Genomic DNA, 594 nt, shown 5'->3' on the forward strand with positions numbered 1-594 from the left:
GCCGACCACATACTGGCCGTCGCTGCGGATGTCAGCGCCCACCACGTCGTTGTACATCACATTGCCGTACACCACATCGCCCTTGGCCACGCTGACGAAATCGCTGTTGGCTGTAGGCACGTCGTCGACGATGGTTATGACGATGGTGCTGGTGGTCGAATTACCCAGTGAGTCCTGGACCTGGTAGGTGAAGGTTTCGGTTACGGTGTTGGCGCCGTCGTTGGCATGGGTCGGGGAGTTCGCTGGCGAGGTCAGCGTATAGGTGTAGGAGCCATCAGCATTGAGCTGAATCTGGCCGTATTGGCCTACGGCATTTCCGACCAGTGCGTAGGTGAGCGCACCTACCCCGCCGCTGGCTGAACCGACCAATGTGCCGGATGTGGTTTCCTGGCTCGAACCCGGGTCGCTCCCGGTGACATTGCCGGCGGCCAGGTCGTTACCGTCCTTTTGCAGGTCCAGTGCTTTCTCGTGAACAGTGATGTCACGATCTTCGCAAGCCATCAACGAATTGTGCACGTTGATGGTGATGGTAGTGGTGCTTTCGTCGCCATCGGCGTCGCGAATGGTATAGACGAAGGTATCGACGGCATCCCG

Annotated in this window: 1 protein-coding gene; it reads right to left on the reverse strand. The window is 58.8% G+C overall.

Annotated elements, in window-relative coordinates; all coding sequences use genetic code 11:
- On the reverse strand, positions 1–594 hold a 594-nt coding region (locus tag ACW4TB_RS27515; protein ID WP_455828733.1), incomplete at both ends, for a VCBS domain-containing protein.

The sequence above is a fragment of the Lelliottia jeotgali genome, assembly GCF_977070485.1.